Annotated in this window: 23 protein-coding genes and 1 pseudogene; 13 read left to right on the forward strand and 11 right to left on the reverse strand. The window is 65.1% G+C overall.

The annotated features are described in order from the left end of the window. The first annotated feature begins 69 nt into the window (after positions 1–69). The gene (locus CH293_RS24335; RefSeq protein WP_275041293.1) at positions 70–531 is read left to right on the forward strand and encodes a MaoC family dehydratase; all 462 of its coding nucleotides are present in this window, start codon (positions 70–72) and stop codon (positions 529–531) included. On the opposite strand, the gene CH293_RS24340 is transcribed toward CH293_RS24335, so the two are convergent. The 5 genes from CH293_RS24340 to hemE are packed head-to-tail and all read right to left on the reverse strand — an operon-like array spanning position 521 to position 6,645. Beyond that, positions 521–2,812: a molybdopterin-dependent oxidoreductase gene (locus tag CH293_RS24340; RefSeq protein WP_170945368.1), complete on the reverse strand. Its 2,292-nt coding sequence runs from the start codon at positions 2,810–2,812 to the stop codon at positions 521–523. The genes CH293_RS24335 and CH293_RS24340 overlap by 11 nt on opposite strands. A gap of 11 nt (positions 2,813–2,823) precedes the next feature. Next, entirely contained in the window at positions 2,824–3,510 is a 687-nt protein-coding gene (locus tag CH293_RS24345) for an HAD family hydrolase (protein WP_037113067.1), read from the reverse strand. Beyond that, positions 3,507–4,202 carry a hydrogen peroxide-dependent heme synthase gene (gene hemQ / locus CH293_RS24350; protein WP_037113065.1) on the reverse strand — a complete coding sequence of 232 codons (696 nt, stop codon included), beginning with the start codon at positions 4,200–4,202 and terminating at the stop codon, positions 3,507–3,509. Before hemQ ends, CH293_RS24345 begins: the two co-directional genes overlap by 4 nt. A gap of 5 nt (positions 4,203–4,207) precedes the next feature. Then, complete coding sequence (locus CH293_RS24355) at positions 4,208–5,569, reverse strand: protoporphyrinogen oxidase (protein WP_094721715.1); 1,362 nt, start codon at positions 5,567–5,569, stop codon at positions 4,208–4,210. Then, on the reverse strand, positions 5,566–6,645 hold the full coding sequence (gene hemE, locus CH293_RS24360; protein WP_094721716.1) for a uroporphyrinogen decarboxylase: 1,080 nt from the start codon (positions 6,643–6,645) through the stop codon (positions 5,566–5,568). Before hemE ends, CH293_RS24355 begins: the two co-directional genes overlap by 4 nt. 109 nt (positions 6,646–6,754) lie before the next feature. On the opposite strand from hemE, the gene CH293_RS24365 reads away from it, so the two are divergent. The 4 genes from CH293_RS24365 (at position 6,755) to CH293_RS24380 (ending at position 12,119) form a co-directional block, all read left to right on the forward strand. Next, positions 6,755–7,351: a DUF3000 domain-containing protein gene (locus CH293_RS24365; RefSeq protein ID WP_094721717.1), complete on the forward strand. Its 597-nt coding sequence runs from the start codon at positions 6,755–6,757 to the stop codon at positions 7,349–7,351. A gap of 64 nt (positions 7,352–7,415) precedes the next feature. Continuing rightward, a complete protein-coding gene (locus CH293_RS24370) occupies positions 7,416–8,687 on the forward strand; it encodes a ribonuclease D (RefSeq protein ID WP_094721718.1) in 1,272 nt (423 codons plus the stop codon). Between the two features lie 70 nt (positions 8,688–8,757). Continuing rightward, complete coding sequence (locus tag CH293_RS24375) at positions 8,758–10,017, forward strand: acetyl-CoA C-acyltransferase (RefSeq protein ID WP_094721719.1); 1,260 nt, start codon at positions 8,758–8,760, stop codon at positions 10,015–10,017. Continuing rightward, entirely contained in the window at positions 10,014–12,119 is a 2,106-nt protein-coding gene (locus tag CH293_RS24380; protein ID WP_037113057.1) for a 3-hydroxyacyl-CoA dehydrogenase NAD-binding domain-containing protein, read from the forward strand. The genes CH293_RS24375 and CH293_RS24380 overlap by 4 nt, the downstream gene beginning before the upstream one ends. 609 nt (positions 12,120–12,728) lie before the next feature. Here CH293_RS24380 and CH293_RS28680 read toward each other — a convergent pair. Further along, a pseudogene (locus CH293_RS28680) lies at positions 12,729–13,079 on the reverse strand (SDR family NAD(P)-dependent oxidoreductase); the annotation flags it as partial. Between CH293_RS28680 and CH293_RS24390 the strand changes: the two are divergent. The 4 genes from CH293_RS24390 to CH293_RS24405 all read left to right on the forward strand — a co-directional run bounded on the left by CH293_RS24390 (position 13,078) and on the right by CH293_RS24405 (position 16,678). Further along, entirely contained in the window at positions 13,078–14,046 is a 969-nt protein-coding gene (locus CH293_RS24390) for a helix-turn-helix transcriptional regulator (protein WP_255122971.1), read from the forward strand. The pseudogene CH293_RS28680 and the gene CH293_RS24390 overlap by 2 nt on opposite strands. Positions 14,047–14,098: 52 nt before the next feature. Further along, positions 14,099–14,842, forward strand: a complete 744-nt coding sequence (locus tag CH293_RS24395) for an SDR family oxidoreductase (protein ID WP_094721720.1) — start codon at positions 14,099–14,101, stop codon at positions 14,840–14,842. 133 nt (positions 14,843–14,975) lie between these two features. Continuing rightward, positions 14,976–16,373 (forward strand): sugar porter family MFS transporter, encoded by a 1,398-nt coding sequence (locus CH293_RS24400; protein ID WP_037113051.1) that lies wholly within the window; start codon positions 14,976–14,978, stop codon positions 16,371–16,373. Positions 16,374–16,393: 20 nt separating this feature from the next. Continuing rightward, positions 16,394–16,678 carry a YciI family protein gene (locus CH293_RS24405; protein WP_037113049.1) on the forward strand — a complete coding sequence of 95 codons (285 nt, stop codon included), beginning with the start codon at positions 16,394–16,396 and terminating at the stop codon, positions 16,676–16,678. Positions 16,679–16,683: 5 nt separating this feature from the next. On the opposite strand, the gene dxs is transcribed toward CH293_RS24405, so the two are convergent. Continuing rightward, positions 16,684–18,564 carry a 1-deoxy-D-xylulose-5-phosphate synthase gene (gene dxs / locus CH293_RS24410; RefSeq protein WP_037113048.1) on the reverse strand — a complete coding sequence of 627 codons (1,881 nt, stop codon included), beginning with the start codon at positions 18,562–18,564 and terminating at the stop codon, positions 16,684–16,686. A 254-nt stretch (positions 18,565–18,818) separates the two neighbouring features. Here dxs and glsA point away from each other — a divergent pair, with 254 nt between their 5' ends. Then, complete coding sequence (gene glsA / locus CH293_RS24415; RefSeq protein WP_094721721.1) at positions 18,819–20,645, forward strand: glutaminase A; 1,827 nt, start codon at positions 18,819–18,821, stop codon at positions 20,643–20,645. 46 nt (positions 20,646–20,691) lie between these two features. Here the strand turns inward: glsA and CH293_RS24420 are convergent, their stop codons facing one another. Together CH293_RS24420 and CH293_RS24425 are read right to left on the reverse strand one after the other, a co-directional pair. Further along, positions 20,692–21,483 (reverse strand): anti-sigma factor, encoded by a 792-nt coding sequence (locus CH293_RS24420; RefSeq protein ID WP_094721722.1) that lies wholly within the window; start codon positions 21,481–21,483, stop codon positions 20,692–20,694. After that, a complete protein-coding gene (locus CH293_RS24425) occupies positions 21,480–22,220 on the reverse strand; it encodes a sigma-70 family RNA polymerase sigma factor (protein WP_037113042.1) in 741 nt (246 codons plus the stop codon). Before CH293_RS24425 ends, CH293_RS24420 begins: the two co-directional genes overlap by 4 nt. Positions 22,221–22,345: 125 nt before the next feature. Between CH293_RS24425 and CH293_RS24430 the strand changes: the two genes are divergently transcribed. Both CH293_RS24430 and CH293_RS24435 read left to right on the forward strand, forming a co-directional pair. After that, entirely contained in the window at positions 22,346–23,338 is a 993-nt protein-coding gene (locus CH293_RS24430; protein WP_170945344.1) for an ATP-binding cassette domain-containing protein, read from the forward strand. After that, positions 23,335–24,171: an ABC transporter permease gene (locus CH293_RS24435; RefSeq protein ID WP_019664037.1), complete on the forward strand. Its 837-nt coding sequence runs from the start codon at positions 23,335–23,337 to the stop codon at positions 24,169–24,171. The genes CH293_RS24430 and CH293_RS24435 overlap by 4 nt, the downstream gene beginning before the upstream one ends. Positions 24,172–24,179: 8 nt before the next feature. Here CH293_RS24435 and CH293_RS24440 read toward each other — a convergent pair whose 3' ends face one another. Next, positions 24,180–24,704, reverse strand: a complete 525-nt coding sequence (locus tag CH293_RS24440; RefSeq protein ID WP_037113040.1) for a CGNR zinc finger domain-containing protein — start codon at positions 24,702–24,704, stop codon at positions 24,180–24,182. Between the two features lie 26 nt (positions 24,705–24,730). On the opposite strand from CH293_RS24440, the gene CH293_RS28290 reads away from it, so the two are divergent. After that, positions 24,731–24,883 carry a hypothetical protein gene (locus CH293_RS28290; protein WP_170945345.1) on the forward strand — a complete coding sequence of 51 codons (153 nt, stop codon included), beginning with the start codon at positions 24,731–24,733 and terminating at the stop codon, positions 24,881–24,883. A gap of 15 nt (positions 24,884–24,898) precedes the next feature. Here the strand turns inward: CH293_RS28290 and CH293_RS24445 are convergent, their stop codons facing one another. Next, positions 24,899–25,888 (reverse strand): iron-siderophore ABC transporter substrate-binding protein, encoded by a 990-nt coding sequence (locus CH293_RS24445; RefSeq protein WP_094721723.1) that lies wholly within the window; start codon positions 25,886–25,888, stop codon positions 24,899–24,901. Positions 25,889–25,901 lie beyond the last annotated feature (13 nt).

A 25,901-nucleotide genomic window follows, 5' to 3' on the forward strand; every position in this document is an offset into this window, starting at 1 on the left:
AACGATTAGCCGTCGGTCGGCGCGTTCGTACAAGAAGTGCAGAGCACGTCCCCTCACATGCATACTGTGATGATGCGCACCTTCACTTCACCCGAGCAGTTGAAAGCGGCGGTCGGCGAGAATCTGGGAGTCAGCGACTGGCTCCAGATCACGCAGGAACGCGTGAACACCTTCGCCGACGCCACCGGTGACCACCAGTGGATCCATGTGGATGTCGAACGCGCGACCAAGGAAAGCCCGTTCGGTGCGCCGGTCGCCCACGGGTATCTGAGTTTGTCTCTCGTTCCGATGCTCAACTGGCAGATCTACACGATCGAGAACACCAAGCTCGGAGTCAATTACGGCTCCAACAAGGTTCGTTTCATCAACCCGGTGAAGGTGGGCTCGCACGTTCGCCTTCAGACGACGCTGACCTCGGTGGACGAAGTATCCGGCGGGGCTCTTCAGGTCGTCGCCACCAGCACGCTGGAGATCGAGGGAGAGACAAAGCCTGCGCTCGTGGCGGAGACGATCGGTCGGATCATGTTCTGACAGCTGCTCTGTCGAGCAACTCGGGCGGATCGAACGCGGTGATCGGAGGCAGTTCTCCGTCGTAGCGTTCGATCTGCACCAGAACGTGCTGGCCCGTCGATCCTCGCGCGAGCGACGATGTGCCGACGTCGGGGGTCAGCACATTCGGGTTACCGTGTTTGCACAGCGTGGCGGGATCGGCAGGGTCGAGCGGGTCGTACCACGCACCGGTGGACAGTTGTACGACGCTGTCCATCATGGCGTCGTCGATGATCACACCGGCCAGGCACGCTCCGCGATCGTTGAACACCCTGACCACATCGCCGGCGGCGATCCCTCGCGCGGCAGCCGCAGTGGAATGGATCCGAATCGGCTCTCGCCCTGCAATTTTCGACGCCTGGCTGGTGGCGCCGTGATCCAGTTGGCTGTGCAACCGAGTGCGGGGCTGATTGGCGATCAAATGCAGTGGATATGTCGCAGCTCGTGCGCCGCCCAACCATTCGTCCGGTTCGAACCAGGCCGGGTGTCCGATGCAGTCGACATAATCGAAGCCCGCGATCGTCTCGGAGAAGATCTCGATCTTCCCACTCGGTGTACGCAGGGCGTTCCGTCGAGGATCCGCCCGATAGTCGGCAAGCAGGGTGAGGTCGTCCTCGGTGGTCATCCGGAACGAACCGGTGTGCCAGAAGTCGTCGAACTCCGGGGTGTCGACGCCGGCTGCGCGCAGGTAACCGCGCCACTGGTCGTAGAGATGCTCGACCCACTGCCGGGACGACCGACCTTCCGTGAATGCCTCTGCCACGCCGAGCTTCTCGGACAGCGCCGCGAAGGTGTCGTAATCGTCACGCGATTCGGCGTATCGAGGCACAGCGCGGTGCATGGCCACGAGGAGCGGATCGTTGCGGGTGCAACTGAGATCCTCGCGTTCCAGCGACGTGGTGGACGGAACCACGATGTCCGCATGTTTGGCCATCGGCGTCCAGTAGGGATCGTGCACGACGACGGTGTCCGGGCGCGCCAGTGCGCGCCGCAGTCGGCCCAGGTCCTGGTGGTGATGGAACGGGTTGCCCCCCGCCCAGTGCACGAGCTTGATATCGGGGTATGTCAGTCGTTTGCCGTCGTAGTCGAACTCGGAGCCGGGTCGGAGCAGCATGTCCGAGACAGCGGCCACCGGAATGAAGGACGTGACCGGGTTCAGCCCCTGCGGAAGGGTCGGCAACGGGTACGGCACCGGCGCGAGACCCGGCTCGTTCATCGAGCCGTAGCCGTGGCCGAATCCCCCACCCGGAATGCCGATCTGGCCGAGCATCGATGCCAGCGTCAATCCCATCCACGGGGCTTGTTCACCGCTCTGGACTCGCTGCAACGACCAGGTGACCGTCAGCAAGGTGCGTTGCGACGCCATCGACCTGGCGAGTTCGGTGATCACCTCGGGGGCCAACCCGGATTTCTCGGACGCCCACTGGGGCGACTTCGGTGTGCCGTCGGTCGCACCGAGGAGGTAACGCTCGAACACGTCGTAGCCGGTGGTGTAATCGTCCAGAAATGCTCGGTCGAGCAGGTTTTCGGTCGCCAGAACGTGAGCGAGCCCGAGCATCACCGCAACATCGGAGCCGGGACGGGGCGCGAGCCACGTCGCGGCACCCGTCATGTCGTCTTGCAGCGGACTGACGGTGACGATCTTCCCACCGCGAGCCCGGAGCGCATCGAGTGCAGATTCGGTGGGGTGATTCGATGTGCCGCCGTGATTGACGGACGTGTTCTTCACCGGCACTCCGCCGAACGCCACCAGAAGATCGGTCTCGCGCGCGATGACATTCCAGGATGTCGAACGTGAGAACAATTTCCAATGCGCGCCGACGACGTGTGGCATGACCACGGACGTGGCGCCGGTCGAGTAACTGTTCACCGACCGGGTGTATCCGCCAAGGCAGTTGAGGAAGCGATGGACCTGGGACTGAGCGTGGTGGAAACGGCCAGCACTGGCCCACCCGTAGGACCCACCATAGATCGCACTGTTTCCGTACCGGTCGATGACCCGCCGGAGTTCGTCGGCGAGGAGGTCGGTGAGCTCCCCCCAGGTGACGGACACGAACTGATCGCTTCCGCGACGCTCGCTCGGACCCGGCCCGTGTTCGAGCCACCCTCGTCGCACTGCTGGTCCGGTCACGCGTGAGCGGTGACGCACCGAACCGGGAAGATTACCCAGGACGGGGGACGGACTGGAATCGCCGGCGTCGGGAGTGATCTCGGTTACCTCGCCGTCCACGCCCGCGGCCTGGAACATGCCCCAGTGGGCCATGTGCTGTGCACTCACAGGTCGATGCCGCGGCTTTTCACTGCATCCAGCAACGCGGTGGGTCGCTCGCCCGTCGGAACGGGATCGACGAGCGCGAACGAACATCCGATCGTGCGTGCGGCACCGTCCGCTTCTTCGCTGTCCCCGACCATCAGGGTTCGCGACGGATCGACCCCGAGACCGTCGACGGCGATGCGGAAGATCTCCGGTTGCGGTTTGACGACGCCGACCTCGAAGGACAGCGTGAACTGGTCGATGTGTTCCTCGATGCCGAGCTGCGCGAACGCCGGCCTGATGTCGAAGGGGATGTTACTCAACACTCCGACCGAGATCGACTTCGCAGCAAGAGCTTTCACCACCGCAACCGTATCGGGATACGGCGTCCAGCTGGCCGCGTCGATGACGCGGCCGTACACGGATTCCGCCTGCTCCGGTCGATCTATTCCTGATTCCTTCAGAACGTGAAGGTATGCCTGCCGGTGCAGCGCCGGGTCCAGGTCTCGGTTCCGCCACGCGTGGCGGGTGATGTCGTCGAACTGCACGACCTCCCCGACCGGCGCGGTCATACGGCGCATCAACTCCGCTGCGTGATGCCCGTCCACCGGGGCCCCGTCGGAGTGGGTGACGCCGTCGAACCAGGAATCGTCCTCGTCCAGCCGGAAGAGCGTGCCGGAGAAATCGAAGATGACCGCCTCGATCATGGCAGGGATGCCACGAGCGCCTCGACGTCGACGCGTGGTCCGGTGAAGAAGGGTGTCTCCTCGCGTACGTGGCGTCGCGCTTCGGTGGCGCGAAGGTCGCGCATGAGGTCGACGATGCGGTCGAGTTCCGGTGCCTCGAAGGCGAGGATCCATTCGTAGTCCCCGAGCGCGAACGACGGCACGGTGTTGGCGCGGACGTCTTTGTATCCGCGGGCGGCCATGCCGTGATCGGCGAGCATCGTACGGCGCTCCTCGTCGGGCAGCAGGTACCAGTCGATGGATCGGACGAACGGGTAGACGCAGATGTAGGCGCCCGGGTCCTCGCCTGCGATGAACGCCGGCACATGACTCTTGTTGAACTCGGCCGGGCGATGCAGCGCGGAGTTGCTCCACACCGGAGTGCTCGCCCTACCCAGAGCCGTGGTTCGGCGGAAGTCGGAGTACGTGGCCTGCAGGTCCTCGATACGCTCGGCGTGTGTCCAGACCATGAAGTCGGCATCGGCGCGCATTCCGGCGATGTCGTAGACGCCGCGCACCGCGACGCCTTTCTCTTCCTGGCTCTCGAAGAACACGCGGGCTTCCTTCGATGCTGCGGCGCGGTCGTCGCCCAGAACTCCTGGGGTGACCTTGTACACCGAGAACATCAGGTAGCGAAGTGTGGAGTTGAGCGCTGAGTAGTCGAGGCGTGCCATGCGCCCTATCGTGCCACCTCGGATACGGCGGCGGCCGCTCTGGTGGCGGATGCGACACAAGCGGGGACTCCGACGCCGTGGCTCCATGCACCGGCGACGGCGAGCCCGGGTACGCCACGAACTGCGGCTTCGATCTCGGAGACTCGCTCGACGTGGCCCGGCGCGTACTGCGGTAGCCCGCCTCGCCAGCGCTGCACCACGGTCTCGACGGGTGCGACGTCCAGGCCGGTGACCGTACACAGATCTTGCGTGGCGACCTCGACGAGTTCCTTGTCGGTCATCTCCAGCGCTGCGGTGTCGCCGAAACGGCCGAGTGACGCACGCAGCAGCGGTGTTTCCCGGTCGCCCAGGTGTGTCCACTTACGACTCGAGAGTGTGAACGCTTTCACCGAGAGTCCCGCGTCCGTGGCGACGAGGACACCCGAGTTGTCCGGAAGTTCGGTGGCCGGCGGTAAGGACATGGCCACCACGACGGACGACGCGAGTTCGATGTCCGCGGCGGCGTCCGCGGCGTCAGGAACTGTGTCCGCGAGGATGCGTGCGAGAGCCGGGGCAGGTACGGCGAGGACCACGACATCCACGTGACCGATGGGGTCGACGCGCCAGCCACGCCGCTCACCTCGGATGGACACGACTTGGGTACCCAGGACAGTTCTGGCGTTCGTCGCCGATACCAGCGCGTCGACCAGTACTCCGTACCCGTCGCGGAGCGCACCGAACACCGGTCCGGAGCTGGGCGGGGGCAGTGCCCGCGTCACTGCGGCCGTCAAGCTGCTCGCTCCTGCGTCGAGTGCTGCGGCCAATGTCGGCAGCGCGGCACGTACGCCGATCGAGTCCGACAGACCGGAATAGACCCCGCCGAGCAACGGGTCGACGGATCGACGAAGCACCTGCTCGCCGAACCGACCGCCCACCAACTCCGCGACGCTGACGTCACCGCCCACGCGCCAGGTCATCGGCGAGTCGGACTCGGCCGAGATCCTCTGCACAGTCTCGTCGTCGACCATCCCGCGTAGCGCGGCGGCGTCCGACGGGATTCCCATCAACGTGCCGGGTGGCATCGGATGCACCGCACCGCCCGCGTAGAAGAGTGGTCGCCGCCCCGCCGGATGCACCAACTGCTCGGACAGGCCCAGCTCGTTCAGCAGGGCGGGAACCTCGGGCCGTCGCCCGATGAAGGCCTCCGCACCCACGTCGAGTGGACCGTCTGCGATGCGCGCCGTTCGCAACGTTCCGCCGAGCCGCTCGGATGCCTCGACGACAGTGATCTCCGCGTCCGGGCCCAGGCTACGGCGCAGCCTGTAGGCAGCGACCAGTCCGGTGATTCCGCCGCCGACCACCGCGGCGCGAGGCGCCGACACCGTCACAGCGAATGCACCAGCTCCACCACACGAGTGAGGACATCGGGGTCGGTATCCGGCAGTACCCCGTGACCGAGGTTGAACACGTGCCCGGTGGCCCCCGCCGCGAGCGCCCGATCCGCCTCGCCGACGATTCGCCGTACTTCGGTCTCGACGGCGTCCCAGCCCGCGAACAGCACGGCCGGGTCGAGGTTGCCCTGCAGGGCTTTTCCTGCCCCGACGCGGGTGACTGCGTCGTCGAGTGGGATCCGCCAGTCGACGCCGACCACGTCGGCACCCGCGTCGCCCATCGCGCCGAGAAGTTCCCCCGTACCGACTCCGAAGTGAATCTTCGGTACACCGGCCGAGCTCACCGCGTCGAACACCTTGGTCGAGTGCGGAAGGACGAATTCGCGGTAGTCGGCAAGCGAAAGTGCCCCTGCCCAGGAGTCGAACAGCTGGAGCGCATCGATTCCGGCCGCGAGCTGCGCCTTCAGGAACGTGATGGTGGTGTCCGCAAGTGTGTCCAGCAACGTGTGCCAGGTCTGCGGGTCGGACCGCATCAACGCCTTCGTCTTCTCGTGGTTTCGGCTGGGCCCACCCTCGACCAGATACGAGGCGAGTGTGAACGGAGCACCGGCGAAGCCGATCAGCGCTGTCTCACCTAGTTCCCTCGTCAGCAGAGCAACCGCGTCCGCAACGGGCTGTACCTGCTCGGTGCTCAAATGCGGTAGCGCATCGACGTCGGCACGCGATCGAATCGGGTTCGCCACGACCGGGCCCGTGCCGGCGACGATGTCGAGGTCGATGCCCGCGGCCTTGAGCGGCACGACGATGTCCGAGAACAGAATTGCGGCGTCGACACCGTGCCGCCTGACCGGTTGCATCGTGATCTCGGTGACCAGCTCCGCATCGAAGCAGGATTCCAGCATGCCGATCCCGGCGCGGATCTTGCGGTACTCGGGCAGCGACCGCCCGGCCTGCCGCATGAACCAGACAGGTCGACGAGTCGGAACGCGGCCCGCGGCAGCGGCCAGCAAGGGCGCATCGGGAAGGTGGCGGCGCGAGGACGGCGTGTCGGTGCTGGGCGTGACGGTGTTCATTGCCGTCCATGCTGCCACGCCTCACGGTCGACGCCTCTACGCAGGTCCGTGCTGGTACTTCGGCGCGCCTCCGACGAACGGGAACGTGAGAAGTCTAACGTCCGATGACGTGACCACACCCGGATCCGCTGCCGAGCCTGCGCCGTTTCGATCGGCTGTCGAGGCGATGCACCGGGCAGTCGTGCACCCCTCGATCGAAGTCGGCCCGATCAGACCGCCGCAGCGTCTCGCGCCGTACAGCTATGCGGTGGGCGCCGAGGTCAAGCATACCGTCGGGGAGGACGTCGGCGAGCAGTCCGACGGTGACGCATTCGGCCGACTCATCTTGTTGTACGACCCCGACGGTGACGAGGCGTGGAACGGCACCATGCGCCTCGTCGCCTACATTCAGGCCGACGTCGACGAGACCCTAGCGTCGGACCCACTGCTTCCCGAGGTCGGGTGGAGCTGGTTGGTCGATGCTCTCGGTAATCGTGCCGAGCCGGTGACCGCGCTGGGTGGGACTGTCACATCGACCAGTTCGGTCAGGTACGGGGACATCGCCGGGCCCCCGAAGGCGCATCAACTCGAGCTCCGCGCGTCGTGGACGGCGGGCTCGGTGGAGCTCGCGTCACATGTGGAGGCGTTCTGTGAGGTCCTGGCCTACGCCGCCGGACTGCCTCCGGCCGGGATCACCGAGTTACGGAGTACAGCCGAGAAACGGTGACGCGACCCGAACTGGATCGTGAGTTCGCACGCGGTCCGCTCGTTTGGGCTTAGAGTCACCTCTCATGTCAGCGACAAGTTCCAGTGAACCGTCGGATGTAACGGACGGTCCTCCGCCTGCCGTTCCTCTGCTCGCGCCCGCCGACGGTGTCCCCCCTGTCGTCGACACCGTCGCCGGCGTCGCCGAGGCCGCGGCTGCACTCGCGGGCGGTCACGGTCCGCTCGCCGTGGACGCCGAACGTGCGTCGGGCTTTCGCTACTCACAGCGTGCGTACCTGCTGCAGTTCCGACGCCGCGGTGCGGGAACAGTACTGCTGGATCCCATACCGGTCACCGGGCAGCTCACCGCCTTGGCCGAAGTGATCAACCCGTTGGAGTGGGTGTTGCACTCGGCCGACCAGGATCTTCCCGGCCTCGAAGAACTGGGCCTCGTCCCGACGACGCTGTACGACACCGAACTTGCCGGCCGTCTGGCGGGCTTCGAGCGCGTCGGACTCGGCGCGATCGTCGAGAGAACGCTCGGCCTGTCGTTGCAGAAAGGGCACGGCGCTGCCGATTGGTCGACGCGGCCACTCCCGGACACGTGGTTGAACTACGCCGCACTCGACGTGGAAGTACTGCTGGAGCTGCGTGACGCTATGGCCGCCGAACTCGAGAGCCAAGGCAAGACGGAGTGGGCGGCGCAGGAGTTCGCACACATTCTGACCCTGGGTCCGCCGAAGCCGAAGACCGACCGTTGGCGCCGGACATCGGGTATTCATGCGGTGAAATCTCAGCGTGTCCTCGCTGCGGTGCGTGAATTGTGGCAGGCACGCGACGAGCTCGCTCGCCGCCGCGACATCGCCGCCGGACGGATTCTGCCGGACTCGGCCATCGTCGCCGCCGCCACGGCGGACCCGAAGAACGAGAACGAGTTGAAGGCGTTGCCAGTCTTCGGCGGCCCCCGCCAGCGCCGGTCCGCGAAAGTGTGGCTGGGCGCGCTCGGCCGGGCACGCGCACTGCCTGCCTCGGACCTGCCGCCCAAGGCAGCACCGTTCGACGGTCCGCCCCCGGTGAACCGGTGGGCTCGCCGCGACCAGGATGCCGCCGATCGTCTCGCCGCGACACGGGCCGCGATGACCGAGCTCAGCGAACGCGTCTCGGTCCCCGTCGAGAACCTGCTGTTACCCGATCTGCTGCGCCGACTCGTGTGGGACTGGAAACCGGCCACCCCGGAGGACGCTGTCACGGTGATCGAGAACGAGCTGGCCGATGGCGGCGCCCGTCCCTGGCAGCGTGAGCTCGTCGTCCCCGTGCTCACGGCCGCTTTGACCCCTCCTCAAGTTACCGACGGGTAATACCGGCTACAGTGGGCGTCAGCCCGGCGTCGGCCGGGCCCATGTCCGCATCTGTCGGGAGGATCGAAGCGTGTCTGTACCCGCGTCCACCAGCTCACAGCGGAATGTCGTGTTCGTCGACGGCATCCGCACACCGTTCGGCAAGGCAGGCCCCAAGGGCATCTACGCCGACACTCGCGCCGACGACCTCGTCGTCAAAGCCATCCGCGAACTGCTCCGCAAGAACCCCAACCTCCCTCCCGAACGAATCGACGAGGTCGCGATCGCTGCGACCACGCAGACCGGCGATCAAGGCCTGACCATCGGCCGCACCTCCGCCCTGCTCGCTGGACTCCCTCGCAGCGTCCCCGGTTTTGCCATCGATCGCATGTGCGCAGGTGCGATGACGTCGGTGACCACCACCGGCTCGGGCATCGGCTTCGGCCAGTACGACGTCGTCATCGCAGGCGGGGTCGAGCACATGGGTCGTCACCCGATGGGCGAGGGTGTCGATCCGAACCCGCGTTTCCTCGCGGACAAGCTCGTCGACCCGAGCGCCCTCGTCATGGGCAACACCGCCGAGAACTTGCACGACCGATTCCCGTCGATCACCAAGGACCGCACCGACGCGTACGCCGTCGCGTCCCAGGAGAAGTACGACGCAGCCAAGAAGGCCGGCTACATCGCCGACACGCTCGTCCCGGTCGCCACGAAGTCCGCCGCCGGATGGGGCCTGGCCACCGAGGACGAACCACCTCGTCCGGGCACCACCGTCGAAGATCTGGCGAAGCTCAAGACTCCGTTCCGCCCTGCCGGCCGCGTGACCGCCGGAAACGCAGCAGGACTGAACGACGGTGCCACCGCCGCGATTCTGGCGGGCGAAGACACTGCGCACGAGCTCGGGCTGAACATCGGCATGCGGATGGTCGGCTTCTCGTTCGCAGGCGTCGACCCCGCCGTCATGGGCATCGGACCGGTCCCGGCGACCGAAAAGCTGCTCGGACGAACCGGATTGAGCATCTCCGACATCGGCCTGTTCGAGATCAACGAAGCCTTCGCCGTTCAGGTCCTCGCGTTCCTCGAGCACTACGGCATCGCCGACGACGACCCCCGCGTCAACCAATGGGGCGGCGCCATCGCGTGTGGCCACCCGCTCGCATCCTCCGGTGTGCGCCTCATGACGCAGCTGTCGCGTCAGTTCGCGCAGCGTCCCGACGTGCGCTACGGCCTGACGACCATGTGCATCGGCCTCGGCATGGGCGGAACTGTCATCTGGGAGAACCCGAACCACTCCGACTACGCGGGAGTGAAGCCTGCAGGAACGACCGAGACGGCAGGAGCAGCCAAATGAGCGACATCACCACTGCGTTCACCGACGAGGTAGTCACGAACGCATTCACCAAGATCATCTCCGTCCCCGGCCTCGAAGGCTCGATCGCCCTCGTGACGCTGGACAACGGCTACGACCACACCAAGCCGTCGACGTTCGGCCCCGGCGGCCTCACGCAGTTCGACGCCGCACTCGACGAGGCGTTCGCCGCGAACCCGGTCGCGATCGCAGTGACCGGCAAGCCGTTCATCTTCGCGGTCGGTGCCGACCTCAATGGTGTACCGAACATCAAGACCAAGGACGAGGCACTTCAGATCGGCCAGCTCGGCCACAAGGTGTTCCGGCGCCTGCGCGAGTCCGAGATCCCGACGTTCGCGTTCATCAACGGCGCTGCACTCGGCGGCGGCCTCGAAGTCGGGCTGCACTCGCACTACCGCACCGTTGCCGACAACGCGGCGGCACTCGGCCTTCCCGAGGCGTTCCTCGGACTCGTTCCAGGGTGGGGCGGAACTCAGTTGCTGCCCAACATCATCGGCGCATCGAACGCCGTGACGGTGATCATCGAGAACTCGCTCAACCAGAACCGAACGCTCAAGCCGCAGCAGGCTCTCGATCTCGGTATCGCCGACGCCGTGTTCGGCGGCGCCGACTTCATCGAGCAGTCGCTGGCGTGGGCAGCTCAGGTGATCAAGGGCGACATCACCCCCGCTCGTCCCGAGATCGACCGTGGCCAGGCCTGGGACGACGCCGTCGCCCGCGCGAAGGGCATCGTCGCAGGCAAGACCGGCAACTTCGCCCCCGGTCCGGTCGCCGCTGTCGAGCTGATCGAGCTCGCCAAGAACACAGACATCACCGACTCGGCTTCTCTGGACACCGCGTTCGCTGCCGAGGACGAGGCACTGTCCACCCTGCTCGTGAAAGACGAACTGCGTGCAGGCCTCTACGCGTTCGATCTCGTACAGAAGCGGGCCAAGCGACCCGCCGGCGCACCGGACAAGTCGTTGGCGCGCAAGATTTCCGGCGTCGGCATCGTCGGGGCAGGTCTCATGGCCAGCCAGCTCGCTCTGCTCTTCGTCCGGCAGCTGAAGGTGCCGGTGATCCTCACCGACATCGACCAGGAGCGCATCGACAAGGGCGTCGGCTACGTTCACGGTGAGATCGACAAGCTGCTCGGCAAGAAGCGTCTGTCCCCGGATGCCGCCAACCGTCTCAAGGCACTGGTGTCGGGCTCCATCGACAAGGCGGCGTTCGCACAGGCAGACTTCGTCATCGAGGCCGTGTTCGAGAACCTCGACGTGAAGAAGAAGGTGTTCGCCGAGGTCGAGGAATTCGTTTCTCCGGAAACGATTCTCGCCACCAACACCTCGTCGCTGTCGATCACGAAGATGGCAGCCGATCTGAAGCACCCCGAACGCGTGGTGGGCTTCCACTTCTTCAACCCCGTCGCCGTCCTCCCGCTACTGGAGGTCGTCAAGGGCGAGAAGACCGACGATGCCACGCTGGCAACGGCATTCGCCACGGCCAAGACGCTCAAGAAGTCGGCCGTACTCTCTGCCGACCTGCCCGGATTCGTCTTCAACCGGCTCGTCACCCGCGCATCCGGAGAGATCATCGCCGCGATCGACGAGGGCACACCCTTCGACGTCGCGGACGGGGCCGTCGCCGAGCTCGGCATGCCGATGAGCCCGCTCACCCTGCTGGCATTGGTCGGACCGGCCGTCGCCCTGCACACCGCGGAGACCCTCGCCGAGGCGTACCCCGATCGGTTCAAGGACTCCGCCGGATTCCGAGCGCTCGTCGACGCCAAGAAGCCCGGCGTCTGGACCTACGGACCCGAAGGCCAGATCGTCGACCCCGAGGTGGCAGCACTGTGGCCACAGGGTGATTCACCGTCGACGGCAGAGCAGGTTCTGGATCGAACCCGGCGAGCGTTCGCCGACGAGATCAACATCATGTTGGAGGAGGGCGTCGTAGCCGCGGCGGAGGACATCGACCTCTGCCTGCTTCTCGGCGGCGGCTTCGGATTCTGGAACGGCGGAATCACTCCGTACCTCGACCGAACCGGCACCTCGGAAGCAGTGACAGGCAAGCGGTTCCTCACGCAGGGCGTCGCGAACGTCTGATGTACGTCCGAGATCGAAGTTGTGTACGTCTTCACCGTGAATCCGGTACACAACTTCGATCTCGCCTCCCTTACAGCCTGTCCAGAAAAAAATGAGCTCCGATTCGCGTGCCGGGTCGTAGGACTCCGCGGAAGACGACACAACGCGATTGCGGTCGGCGTAGTCGCCGCTGCGAGCGAACGTTCGGCCGGACACCAGGTCAGCGAGTTCCGCACCTGCCTGCGTGGACGTGGTGGCCAGTGGCGTCAGAGTAAGCACAGGACCCAGCACTCGCATCATCAGCTGCGCTCCCCTGCCTGCATGTCTGGCCAGGCCGGTCCCCGGGACCAGACCGGGGTTGAACGAGATGATGTCGACGCCCGGTTCGAGGGCGTCGACCCACGCATGAACGAGGTGGACCGCCGCAAGTTTGCTGGTCGAGTACGCGGTTCTCCCGGCTGCGGCCGACTCCGGTTCGGTGAAGGCACCGGGACGCGCGAGCACGTCCGGAGCCGACCACGCGGGCGCCGGAACCAGCGCGAGATTGTGCCGGAGATCCCCGAAGTGCGTGTCGCTGACGGTGATCACGATGCGCGAGGAATCCGTCAGGTGGGACCGGAGCTGGGTCAGAAGTACGTGGTTGGCAACTACGTTGACCGCGAAAGTCGCTTCGAGACCGTCGACCGTCGTCGTGATTGCATCGGTGTACTGGATGCCCGCGTTTCCGACGAACCTGTCGAGTCTCGGGATCGAACCGTTCTGCGCCAGCGTGCCGATGTGACGGCCCGCCGTCCTCGTCGCCTCGATGTCAGCGAGGTCGGCGTCCACGAACGTCACCCGAGGAGAGGTCGGGCCAGGTCTTCGACCGACCACGACGAGGTGTGCGTGAGGGTCATCGGCAAGCAACCTCGAGGCTGCTACGGCGCCGATCCCCTGGCTGACTCCGGTCATGACGATGGTGTGTGCGGAACTGTGGGTCATGGCACCCACGCTGGCACCGGCACAGGAGTACAACCAGCACCCGGTGAGACAGTGGGATCAGCAGTACCAGTATGCATCCGCCGAAGCGGGAGATGATGGACCGATGAGCGACACGGCATCCGACCTCGGTGAAGTCCTGCGCGGGTGGAGGGACAGACTTTCACCTGTCGATGCAGGCCTCCCGACGGGCCCGAGGCGGCGGACCGAGGGTCTGCGCCGTGAAGAGTTGGCACAGCTGGCCGGAGTGTCCGTCGACTACCTCATCCGACTCGAACAAGGCCGCGCCACGACGCCGTCCGCGCAGGTCACCGCGTCCTTGGCACGAGCCTTGCAGTTGAACGGCGCCGAGCGAGATCACCTGTACCGCTGCGCGGGCCTGTTGCCACCGGGCCCGGGAAGCATCGATCGACACGTCGGTCCCGGCATTGCGCGCCTCGTCGGCCGCTTGGCGGACACGCCTGTGGCCGTGTTCGCGGCGGATTGGGACCTTCTGACGTGGAACCCTATGTGGAGCGCACTGCAAGGCAATCCGACGGCGATCGACGTAACGCACCGAAACCTGGTCCGGGTGATGTTCGGCAGCGACGATCGCGGCCGAGCCGCCTATCCACCCGCCTCGTCGACGGCAGACCTGGAGCATCTCGCGACGGCACTCGTCGCCGACCTCAGAATCGCAGCCGTCCGGTTCCCACGCGACGCACCGCTGTCTGCGTTGATCACCGAATTACGGACGCAGAACTCGTATTTCGATGCACTGTGGCGCTCGGGGACCGCCGCCGAGCATGCCACCGATCGCAAGACGATCCACCATGCAACCGTCGGGGACATCACCCTCGACTGCGACGTTCTCACCGCCCCCGGCACCGACCTCCGGCTCGTCGTCTACACCGCTGCGACGGGCACGGCAGATGCAGACAAGCTCGACTTTCTTCGGGTCACGGCAGGCGCCGTCGTACCCGAACACTGAGATTGCCGTCACGTCGCGATACATTTCGGCGGGCTGTGCCGTCGGGAGGAACATGAACCCAAAGAAGATCGCAGTGGCAGGTGGAACCGGTGTCGTCGGCAGGCATGTGGTCGACCTCGCCCGAAAACGCGGTCACGACGTCCTCGTGCTCACCCGCTCCAACGGTGTGGACCTCGTCGGCGGAACCGGCCTCGACGACACCCTCGTCGGAGTCGACGTCGTCGTCGACGTTGCCTCGACGCAAACCATGTCCGCCAAGGAATCCGTCCGGTTCTTCACGAGTGTCACCGCACATCTCCTGCGTGCGGAGAAAGCTGCAGGCGTGCGGCACCACGTGGCGCTCTCCATCGTCGGCGTCGACGAGGCTCCGTACTCGTACTACGCGGGAAAAGTCGCCCAGGAAAATGCGATCGCGGACGGCGACATCCCTTGGACCATCCTGCGCGCGACACAGTTTCACGAATTCGCCGAGCAACTCGTCGAGCGAACCACGCTCGGCCCTCTCGTCGTCGTACCACGTATGCGATGCATGCCCGTCGCCGCGCGCGACGTTGCGCAGCGTCTCCTCGAACTGGCCGAAGGTACACCCGCAGGGCAGGTCCCGGACCTCGGCGGACCACGAGAAGAACGCATGGTGGACATGGTCCGCGCCCATGTGGCCACACTCCACGGCAGACACTGGGTCGTCGAGATCCCCCTGCCCGGCGCCTACGGCAAAGCCATGCGCGACGGCACCCTCGTGCCGGGAGCCGGTGCGGACCACTCGTCGACCACCTTCGCGGATCGGCTCGGGTGAGCGGACCCGAGCTCGCGCGCCGGGGGTAACCCTTCGGATGAAATCCCCTGATTTCAGCCACCGGTTGCCCCGAACAGGTCCATGATGTCGTTGACCACCACCGACGCTGGCCCTTCAGAAAGCTGGGTTCGTCATGACGCAACCTGCAGAACGCCATACCGCGAAAGTCATCGGAGTCACAGTCGCGGCAGCGGTCGGTGGCTTCCTCTTCGGTTTCGATTCGTCGGTCGTCAACGGCGCGGTCGACTCGATCCAGGAGAACTTCGGGCTCAGTTCGTTCGTCACTGGATTTGCAGTCGCGATCGCGCTGCTCGGATGCGCAGTCGGTGCATGGTTCGCCGGGCGGCTCGCCGACAGCTGGGGACGCAAACGCGTCATGCTGTTGGGCTCGGCGTTGTTCACCATCTCGTCGGTGGGTTCCGGTTTCGCTTTCTCGATCCCCGACCTGATGTTGTGGCGAGTGCTCGGCGGACTCGGAATCGGAATCGCATCGGTCATCGCGCCTGCCTACATATCCGAGATCGCGCCCGCACGCTATCGCGGTGGTCTCGCATCGCTGCAGCAGTTGGCAATCACCGTCGGTATCTTCGCCGCGTTGCTGTCCGATGCGGTATTGCAGAACGCCGCAGGCGGGCCGTCGAACGATCTGTGGTTCGGGATGGAGGCCTGGCGTTGGATGTTCCTCGTCGGCGTCGTACCCGCACTCGTCTACGGTTTTCTGGCCACGCTGATCCCCGAGTCTCCGCGATATCTGGTCGGCAAGCACCTCGACGACGAGGCAGCCCGAATTCTCGGGGAGATCTCCGGCGAAGTGAACCCGAATGAGCGAGTCAAGGAAATCCGGCTCACGCTGCGGCGCGAAGCGAAGTCGTCCTTTGGCGACATCCGCGGCCCGAAGTTCGGTCTGCAGCCGATCGTCTGGGTCGGCATCACGATGGCGGTCCTGCAGCAGTTCGTGGGCATCAACGCGATCTTCTACTATTCGACGACGCTGTGGAAGTCCGTGGGCTTCAGCGAGAATCAGTCGTTCGTCACCTCGGTGATCACGTCCGTCATCAACGTCACCATGACGTTCGTGGCGATCCTGTTCGTCGACCGATTCGGCCGCAAGAACTTGCTTCAGATCGGTTCCGTCGGAATGTTCGTGGGATTGGTACTCGCTGCGGTGTCGTTCACTCAGGCCGTCGGCACCGGAGACGACCTGACACTTCCGACGCCGTGGGGAACGATCGCGCTGATCGGAGCCAACCTGTTCGTCATCTTCTTCGCCGCCACCTGGGGTCCGATCATGTGGGTGATGTTGGGAGAGATGTTCCCCAACAACATGCGCGCAGTTGCTCTCGGTATCAGTACCGCAGCCAACTGGGTGGCGAACTTCGCGATCACGTTGGCGTTCCCGCCGCTCACTCAGTCGATCGGCCTCGGTTTCATCTACTCGTTCTTCGCGTTCTTCGCGCTGGTGTCCTTCTTCTTCGTCAAGTTCAAGATCCGCGAAACGAAGGGCATGGAGCTCGAGGACATGGTTCTGTAACTCCGGTCAGGAGGCACGTCATGCCGATGTTCGTCGTCGAATACTCGTACACGCCGGAAACGTCGGGCGGTAGAGACGACCACCGAACCGACCACCGGGCGTGGATCCACGAGATGGTTCGCAGGAAGACCATCAGGTCATCCGGGCCGCTCGCCGACCACAGCGGCGCAATGTTCATCGTCGAATGCCCCGACCGCGACGCAGTCGCCCGGTTGTTCGCGCACGACCCGTTCAACCGTGCCGGCTTGGTGGCCGACGTCCGGATCAGTCAGTGGGCGCCCACCGTCGGTGAACTCTCCGACTGACGCCGTCAGTTGGACCCGAGCCACCCGGCGATCCGGCGAGTCAGGTCCTCCGATGTGAGCCCGAGTTCGCGGTGGATCTGCTCCCGAGACGCGTGATCCAGGAAGCGCTGTGGAACTCCGATGTCGCGGCACGCGGTGTCCACGCCGACCGCACGGATAGCCGCGGACACAGTGGATCCGACGCCTCCGTGCACCCCCGAATCCTCGAGCGTCACGACGAGCTTGTACTCCTCGGCCAGTTTCAGCAGGGCCTCCGGGACCGGAAGCACCCACCGTGGATCGACGACCGTCACCGACACACCGTGCTCGGCCAGGGCGGTCGCGGTCTCGAGTGCCAGTCCTGCGAAGGCGCCGACGGCAACGATCAGGACGTCTCGGCCCGCAGAATCCGGCTCGGACAACACGTCGATGACGCCGTCGAGACGCCGGAGCGCCGGGATGTCCTCCGTCACGGCGCCTTTCGGGAACCTCAGCGCAGTAGGCCCGTCGTTCACCGCGAGCGCCTCCCCGAGTTCCTCACGGAGAGAGGCGCAGTCGCGCGGCGCGGCGACCCTCATACCGGGGACGATCCCGAGCAACGACATGTCCCACATGCCGTTGTGACTCGCGCCGTCGGCCCCGGTGACACCGGCACGGTCCAGAACGAGCGTGACCGGAAGATTCAGCAGCGCAACGTCCATCAGTAGTTGGTCGAAGGCGCGATTGAGGAATGTCGAGTACACGGCGACGACGGGGTGCAGGCCACCGAGCGCAAGGCCTGCAGCCGACGTCATTGCATGCTGTTCGGCGATCCCGACGTCGAACATACGGGTGGGGTACTTCTCCCCGAACGCCGCGAGGCCGGTGGGGCCTGCCATGGCCGCGGTGATCGCGACGATGTCCTCACGCTCGGCCGCACGGTCGATCAATTCGGCCGAGAACACGGACGTCCAGTCGGGAGCCGATTGCTTGCGGGCGAGCCCGGTCAACGGATCGATGACGCCGGTCGCGTGCATCTGGTCGGCGACGTTGTTCTCGGCGTGGGCGTATCCCATGCCCTTGCGAGTGACGGCGTGCACGATCACCGGACCGCCGTACGCCTTGGCTCTGCGCAGCGCGGACTCCATGGCCTGCTCGTCGTGACCGTCGACCGGTCCGAGGTACTTGATGCCGAGGTCGGTGAACAAGACCTGAGGGCTGATCGCGTCCTTGACGCCCGCTTTCATGCCGTGCAGCATCGCGTACGCCGTCTTCCCGAACAACGGAATCCTGCGGACGATACGGCGGCCGTTGTCGAGAATGCGCTCGTAACCCGGTTGCAGGCGTAGGGCTGCCAGATGTTCGGCCAGTCCACCGATGGTGGGCGCGTAGGAGCGACCGTTGTCGTTGACGACGATCACGAGAGAACGATCCTTGCCGGCCGCGATGTTGTTGAGTGCTTCCCAACACATCCCGCCCGTCAACGCACCGTCACCGACGACGGCGACGACGTGGCGGTCGCTCTGACCGGTCAGCTCGAAAGCCTTGGCGAGCCCGTCCGCATAGGACAACGATGCGGACGCATGCGAGGACTCGACCCAGTCGTGTTCGCTCTCGGCGCGCGAGGGATACCCGGACAGTCCACCCTGCTTGCGAAGCGACGCGAACTCGGCGGTGCGGCCGGTGACCATCTTGTGCACGTACGCCTGATGGCCGGTGTCCCAGATGATCGGGTCACGCGGAGAATCGAACGTACGGTGGACGGCCAACGTCAGCTCGACGACACCCAGGTTGGGACCCAGATGACCTCCTGTGGCCGACACCGTCTCGACGAGGAACTCACGGATCTCCTCGGCCAGATCCACCACCTCCGCCGGTGAAAGACGGCGCAGGTCCTCAGGCGACTGAACGCGCGCTAGAACACCCAACGAGATCGCTCCCTCCGGCCGGAAACTTCGGCAACACGTGCGGTACTTCGATGTCGATGGCTCGACACTTCTTCGATCAGAACAGTCTACGTAGCGAAACGTAGACGCCGTACCGACACCGTCGATGCCGTACCGCGACCACCGCCGAATCGTGTACCGACTCCGACAATACTGTGACCTTCGGGCAACACGACCATCACGTCCACGCGTCGATGATCACACCGAACACCGAGGTCGGAGCATAGGGTTGCCTCATGTCGAGCGTCGTGGATCAGATACTCCAGCACGTCTTCGACGCTTGCCGAGACGACACCTCGGGCAGCGTCGCCGATTACATCCCGGAACTCGCCGCGGTCGCGCCCGACGGATTCGGAATCGCCCTGGCGACGAGCGACGGATACGTGTACGAGGTGGGCGACACGTCGACGCCCTTCACGATCCAATCGATCTCCAAGCCCTTCACCTACGGACTGGCCCTTGCCGACCGGGGCGAGGACGCCGTCGCGCAGAAGATCGACATCGAGCCGTCGGGTGAACCGTTCAACGAGATCAGTCTCGATCCGATCACCGAACGCCCACGCAACCCGATGATCAACGCCGGAGCCATCACCTCGGCGTCGCTGATCGCCGGGAAGTCGGCGGCGGATCGTTTCGAACGAATCCGTCAGGCTTACTCCCGGTACGCCGGTCGCTCGCTGACGTTCAACGAATCGGTGTATCTCTCCGAGGCCCGCACCGGCAACAGGAATCGTGCGATCGGGTACATGTTGCGCTCGTTCGACATCATCACCGACGATCCCGATGCCGCAGTGGATCTGTACTTCCGTCAGTGCTCGATAGACGTCACCGCGGTCGACCTCGCCATGATGGCGGCGACGATGGCGAACAACGGACTCAACCCACGCACGAAGGAACGTGCCCTCGCTCCGGCGCTCGTCGAACGTGTGTTGAGTGTGATGACGACGTGCGGAATGTACGACGGTGCGGGCGACTGGGTTGCGCGAGTGGGGATGCCCGCGAAGAGCGGGGTGGGTGGCGGCATTCTTGCCGTCCTGCCCGGTCAGATGGGAATTGCGGTCTACTCCCCCAGACTCGATCCGCACGGAAACAGCGTGCGCGGCGTCGCGGCGTGCCGCGAACTCTCGCGCAAGCTCGAACTGCATTTTCTCCATGTCACTCGTGCGGCCCGGTCCGCGATCCGCGGCAAGTACACCGTCGGTGAGGCCCCCTCACGGCGCCGACGAAGCGAGATCGAGCAAGCTGCACTCGCTCGGTTCGGCAGCCGCGCTCGGGTGTACGAGCTGCACGGAGATCTGTTGTTCTCCGGCGCGGAAACGGCAGTGCGCGAGATCGGCAATCTCAACGAACAGCTCGATGCGTTGGTCATCGACGTCCGCGGCGTCGACGAGGTCAGCGACGTGGCACGCGGAATGTTCGACAGCGTGCTTGCCCACTTGTCCAGCCGTGGTTGCCGAGCATCGCTCGTCGACCCTTCGGGAGTTCTCGGTCGCACGAGTTCGAGCATCGACCCCGGTGGCGCATCGGGACGCGTCTTCGCCGACCTGGGTTCCGCGATTCAGTGGGCCGAGGAAATTCTGCTCGACAAGTACTGCGTCGGACCTCGACAACCCGACCGCATAGCCCTGCGAGACCACCCGGTGCTCGAAGGCTTGTCCCCGGCTGAATACGCCGCTGTCGAACCCGCCTTCACCGTGCACACCTACGCCAGGGGAGACACCGTCGTAACGAGCGGACAACCGGCCGCCGGGTTGTTTCTCGTACTGGCCGGGCAAGTGTCGTCGTCGTTCACCTCACCGGGAGGTCGACATCACCGAATCTCGACGCTGTCTCCTGGGATGAGTTTCGGCGAGATGCCCCTTCTGGCCCGAACGAAGTTCCTACTCGATTTCCGGGCGGACACCCCGTTGTCGGTCGCCGTGATGTCGGTTCGAGATTTCGACGCGTTGTCCGTGTCTGCACCGTCGGTGAAACTGGAGCTCCTGACCACCCTCGCGACCGGTGCCTACATGCAGATGAACACCGCGATAAAATCTCTCGGGCAGTTCGATGTGGGGCGCTGAGGCCCCACATCGAGCTCGATCGGCGTCGAGTGTCACGCGTCGAGTGTCACGCGTCCAGTGTCACCATCGTCAGAACCTCCGTCGGCTGCGGAGATCCGCCTGCGGGCTCGAGCGAGAACGCGAAGTTCGTTGCCGCGCCCATGCCGTCGATGACGGTGCCGTCGCTGTCGGCCAACTGTTCGGCCGTCACCAGACCGACCGACCGAGGCGTGCCGTCGACGAACCACATCTGGTAGTCCTGGCCTGCCGCCGGTGCGGAAACGCCGTCGAGCGTGACGACGAGCGAACCCGACTCACGGGAGTAGGAGATGTTCGCCGTGCCGCCACCGGGGAACTCGGCAGTGGTCTCACGTGCATCCGGCGCTGCCACGATCTGTTCCGCCTGGGTCGGTGCCGGATCGTTGCCCAAAACCTGGGTGGCGACCACTCCGCCGCCGACTGCCACGACGACTGCTGCCGCGGCGGCGAGCATCGTGGTACGCCACCGACCCACCCCTGGGCCGTTCCGCCGGCTCCACTCCTGCTTGGCGCGGCGATCTCGGTGTCCGCGCAGAGTGGTCACCGTTGCGGGTGCGGGATCGGCGACATCCTGCGTGATGCGCGGAATTTCCTGCAGCACGCGGTCTCTCAGCTGCGCCGGGGGGTCCGCGGCATCCAGCACGGACACCAGCGCAAGAGTTTCCTGTATTTCGCCGACAAGGATGTTGAACTGCACACGGGCGGTGTCGTCCACCGCCGCACGGTCACGTTCGATGTCGGCTTCCTCGGCGGCGCTCACCGCGTGGAGGGCGTACACCTCGGCGGAGTCGAGCAGCCGCTGTCGCGTTGCTTCGCTCATGAGGGTGTCACCCCCAGACATGTCTTCAACTTGATCAGTCCGTCCCGTATTCGCGATTTGATCGTCGGAACCGCGACCCCGAGCCGCTCCGCCACTTCGCGGTATGTCCAACCGCTGTAATAAGCCATTCGTACCGACTCGCGTTGCGTATCGGTCAGTGTGTCGAGGCACGCAACCACGGCGTCGGATTCCAGTCGCTGGGTGACGGCCTCGAGGACCTCGTCGTGTTCCGGGGTGTGGCTGATCGCCCCGTACGCAGCTTCACGGTCGGTCCCGGACTGCTCGGACCGCACGCGGTCCACCGCCCGCCGGTGCGCCAACGTCATGATCCACGCCAGGGGGCTTCCCTGGTTCGGGTCGTAGTTGGGTGCCGACTTCCAGATCTGGAGGAACACCTCCTGCGTCGTCTCCTCGCTGTACCCCGGGTCGCGAAGGACACGCAGCACCATGCCGTAGACGCGTGCGCTGGTGGCGTCGTACAACTCGCCGAAGGCGCGCTGATCACCGCCGGCGACCGCGGCCATCAGCCGGCGGAGCCGCTCCATCTCGTCTGCTCGCAAGTTGCGCAACTGCGCACTGGGCACGGCACAGGCCGCACCTTGTTCTGCCGACGGGTCCTCTTCTGAATTCGGTGGCCCCTGGTACTGCGAGCCCGGCGTGGGGTCCGTGCTCACCGTGACGATGTCCCAACGAATTCGACTCTGATCGCGTTCATTGATCAAGAGAGTAGTGCTCATGTTGCTCTCACACCGAAACCTCCGCGTTTTCCCGCCGCACAACATATTCGGTACACCCTGCGCCGCGGATGGCTGCGCGGGATAATCGATTGCACTTCGAGGTCGATTCGGACAATCTTGGAGGAATGGGACACATGCCGGCGATCGAGACATCGGGCCTGATCAAACGCTTCGGCGACAACACTGCGGTGGACGGAATAGACCTGTCGGTTCCGAGTGGAGGTGTATACGGTGTCCTCGGCCCCAACGGAGCAGGCAAGACGACCACGATCCGAATGCTCGCGACACTTCTTCCGATCGACGGCGGGTCGGCTCGCGTACTGGGCCACGACGTCGCCTCCGAGGCGGACGCCATTCGCGGCAAGGTGTCACTGACCGGCCAGTTCGCATCGCTGGACGAGGATCTGACCGGTACCGAGAATCTGATCCTACTGGCTCGGCTCTACGGATACTCGCGTCCGGCGGCGCGGTCCCGAGCGGACGAACTGCTCACCGCGTTCGGCATCGCCGACGCCGGGTCTCGCCAGGTGAAGACGTACTCGGGCGGTATGCGGCGTCGGATCGACATCGCTGCGAGCATCATCGTCACTCCCGAACTGATCTTCCTCGACGAGCCGACGACCGGCCTGGACCCTCGTAGCCGCAATCAGGTGTGGGACATCGTCCGCGCTCTCGTCGGTGGCGGTACGACGGTTCTGCTCACCACTCAGTACCTCGACGAAGCCGATCAACTGGCCGGACGGATCGCGGTCATCGACCGCGGCAAGGTCATCGCGGAAGGCACCACCGGCGAACTGAAGGCGTCGGTCGGCGCGGGCTCGCTGCACGTGCGAGTACTGGATCCCGCTCGACGGTCCGAAGCCGCAGCAATCCTTCGCACGATCCTGTCCGAGTCGGTGACCGAGGAAGCAGATCCGGTTGCACTGTCGGCTCGCCTGGACCGGACGTCCTCGGTGGCTGCTGCTCTGCCCGCGTTCGAGGACGCGGGAATCGCGGTGGCCTCGTTCGCCATCGGCCAACCCAGCCTCGACGAAGTGTTTCTCGCGCTGACCGGCCACCCCGCAGACGACGAGTCCGCCCGCACGAACGCCACCGAGAGAACAGAGACATCATCATGACAACGCTGTCGAAGGACGCGTCCGAGCAGGCCGCGGTCGCGGACGTACTACGAAGCGGCGCAACACGACCCCCGCGGCCGAACGCCGTCGCCAGCTCGCTGTCGTTCGGGTGGCGAGCGCTCCTCAAGATCAAGCACGTCCCCGAGCAACTGTTCGACGTGACGATGTTTCCGATCATGTTCACGTTGCTGTTCACGTACTTGTTCGGAGGCGCTCTCGCCGGATCCACCACCGCTTACATCCAGTTCCTGTTGCCGGGAATTCTGGTGCAGACCGTCGTGATGATCACGATGTACACGGGTGTGACGTTGAACAAGGACATCGAGAAGGGCGTGTTCGACCGGTTCCGATCACTACCCATCTGGCGCCCGTCACCGTTGGTGGGCGCGCTCCTCGGCGACGTCGTCCGCTACTCACTGGCGTCGGTCATCGTGCTGATCCTCGGTCTCGTCATCGGGTTCAGGCCCGACGGCGGTCTCCTCGGCGTCGTCGCCTCGATCGCACTGCTGTTGATCTTCTCGTTCTGTCTCTCGTGGGTGTGGACGATGATCGCGATGATCGTGCGCACCGAGGCCGCGGTCATGGGCGTGTCGATGTTCATCCTGTTTCCGTTGACATTCGCCAGCAACATCTTCGTCGACCCCCAGACCATGCCGGGGTGGCTCCGCGCGTTCGTCGAGGTCAATCCGGTCAGCTTCCTGGTCACGTCCATCCGGTCGTTAATGTCAGGGGAACCGGACGCCACCAAGCTCGCCGTCACTGCCGCGATGTGTGGCGGCTTCCTACTCGTGTTCGGGCCGATCACGATGCGTCTGTACAACCGCAAGACCTGATCTTCTCGTCACTCGGTGGCAGCCCTGGCTCGGTGCCGCCGTACGGCGTCGCGGTTGGAACACACAGTGCCGCAGTAGCGTTGCCTTCCGGTCCTCGACACGTCGGCGAACACACGTACGCAGTCCTCCGCCGCGCACCTGCCCAACCTGTTCATTCCACGCCCGGTCAGATGCAACGCCGTTCCGACGCTGACCAACGCCCGCACCACGGACCCGAGAGCGATGTTCGGGTCGCGGTAGTGCATGTGCCAGCCGTCGCCCGCATGGTTGGTCAGCCGCGGGTAGGCCGACGCCTGCGCGAGCAGGCCGTTGAGGACGTCCGCCCGAGCCTGTTCGGTATCGGCGTCGACGACCGTCTCCCACTCGCGGAGAAATGCAACGGTGGCGGTGACGTCCGCGTCGGTCGCCGGTGCGTCGAGAACGAGTCCTGCCTCGACGCACCGGCGACCGAGCTCGTCCGCCGACATCGGCGGCGAATTGAGCAATTCGACTCCGAGTTGAACCGCATACGTTCCGTAAGGGTTGATATGCACAAGACCATTACAGCACAGTCGTGGGTATGAGCGCACACATCCACACCTGGACCACCGAAAGCAGCCACAACACCAGCGAAGGCACCGTCACCTACCAGCGGTGCACCTGCGGCTCCCAGCGCATCCGCGCCCCGAAACACGCCGCAACCACATCCGTCGCCGTCGTGGAAACTCGGTGACCGAGCATTTACCCGTCAGCGTTCGGCCCTCTCCGCGATCATCGGAACGACAGTGTCGAGGGCGTACGTCGCCGACAGAATCGAATTGGTCGAGTAGGACTTGGCCACGTCGGGATCGTCGAACACCAGTGACCGTCCGTCCCGGACTGCAGGGATCTGTTGGAACAGAGGATTACTCGTCACGTCGTCGGCCGATCGCTGTACCGGGAAGATCACCACGACGTCCGCATCGAGCGTGTTCAGTTCCTCTTCCGATACGGGCACCGAGAATCCGGTCGAGCCGGTTCTTGTCGCCGTCAACGCGTCGATGGCTGGGCTCGATACGAAACCGAGCTTCTTCATGAACACGACTCGCGTGCTGTCGGAGATGTACGCCCCGTATCCGGTTCCGCTGAAGGCTCCGACAGTGATGGTCTTGCCCTCGAACTCCGGATGCTCCGCCGCTGCTGTCTGGAACCGACCGTACAGGTCGGCCAACAGCTGGGCGCCCTTCTCCGATTCACCCAACGCCGCCGACACCATGGTCACCTGTTGCTCGACGGTGGTCAGGTAGTTGTCCGCGCCGTCGGGCAGAGCCACCGTCGGCGCGATCTGTGTCAACTTGTCGTACCGTTCCTGATCCCCCGAACTCTTGGTGTCCAGGATCAGGTCGGGTTCCAGAGCCGCAACCGCCTCGTAGGACGGTTCCTGGGTGCCGATGATCTCAGGAGGACTGTCGTACAGGCCGTCGGCCCAAGGGCCCACGCCGTCGCCTCCGAACGCCAGCCAATCGCTCGCGCCCACCGGCTGTACGCCGAGTGCGAGCGCGGTTTCCGCGTCGGCCCATCCCAGGGCGACGACACGCTGCGGGCGCTCGGGCACGGTGACGTCACCGAACTTGGTGTCGATCGACACTGGAAACGCATTGTCGGCGCCCGCAGCTGCGGGGGTAACCGTCGATTCGTCTGCGGTCGACGAACAGGACACGACCAGGCCGGCGACAGCGGCGACGGCGAGGATCGACACGGTACGGACGCGA

The sequence above is a fragment of the Rhodococcus sp. 14-2470-1b genome (assembly GCF_002259415.1).
Lineage (GTDB): Bacteria > Actinomycetota > Actinomycetes > Mycobacteriales > Mycobacteriaceae > Rhodococcoides.